The following is a 1,035-nucleotide window of genomic DNA, read 5'->3' as shown; positions in this document are numbered from 1 at the left end:
GGCGCGTCGGTTCACTTCGATGCTCGCGGAATCGACGACATGATTCTCGATACCGGCGTCGAGCAGGTAGCGGTGGATCCAGAAGCCGTCGCGTCCCGCTTCGTAGCACGTGAAGACACGCGCATCATCCGGCAACCCGAATGCCTTCTTCGCCCGCTGGACTTCCCGAGAGAGCGATCGGAGATTTCTCGCAGCGATCGTCTTCTGCCGGCTCTTGTTCCCGAGCCCGGTCCCGAACGCGAGGCGCCACTTCTCCCAGCCCAGCTCCAGGGCGACAAAGAGGACGGCGTCTGAGTTGGTAGAATCGTTCGTGTAGGTCGTTGTCATGAGTGTGCTCCTGGGTTTGATTGACCAGTGGGAGCGTACTCTCAGCGACCTACATTTTGCGCGCAGCTCCGCGCATAGCATCTAACGATTGAGCTCAGTTGCGGGCCGCGGCGACGGTGCCCCGACCGCACCACCATGGTAGGAACTGGAAGCGAAGAGTGGGCCGGCGATAGCCGGACCTCTGAGCGGTTGTGCGTGCTGCGCGCGACGGCGGCCCGTCGACTGCAGCGAGTGGTTAGATCCCGACCGCGGATGCCGTGCGGAGGCGACGGCGAGGACTTGCTCGGCCGAACGTCACGAACCTGCGCAGCAAGGGCACGGCCGGACAATGCCCCGGGACGAAAGAGGAGTGCCGCGACGGCCTGTTGGGCGTGTTTGCACGTGGGCGCCTTGGGCCTGTTGTGCGCGGTGGGCCACCAGCTCGCTGCCCAACCACCACCGTTCGGATGCCGTGAGTCAACTGCGAGGATGCAACGGTGGGGCGCAGGAGGGTGGCTGCAACGTACCGAGACGGCCGCTCGTGGACACGCGTTCAGCGCCGGAGCGTGCGCACGAACAACAGTGACCTCTCTGCCTGATAGAGGTTCGACAGGGATCTAACGATTGAGCTCAGTTGCGGGCCGCGGCGACGGTGCCCCGACCGCGCAACCATGGTAGGACCTGGAAGCGAAGAGTGGGCCGGCGATAGCCGGACCTCTGAGCGGTTGG

At 64.6% G+C, this 1,035-nt stretch carries 1 protein-coding gene; it reads right to left on the bottom strand.

The window, feature by feature from the left end:
- The coding region (locus GY725_12960; protein MCP4005097.1) for an IS110 family transposase at positions 1 to 135 on the bottom strand (135 nt) is incomplete at its 3' end.
- Between the last annotated feature and the right edge of the window lie 900 nt (positions 136 to 1,035).

The organism is bacterium (assembly GCA_024226335.1).
In the GTDB taxonomy this organism is placed as follows: domain Bacteria; phylum Myxococcota_A; class UBA9160; order SZUA-336; family SZUA-336; genus JAAELY01.
Note: the sequence above shows the minus strand (reverse complement) of the source record. Positions and strands in the feature narration are given on the sequence as shown.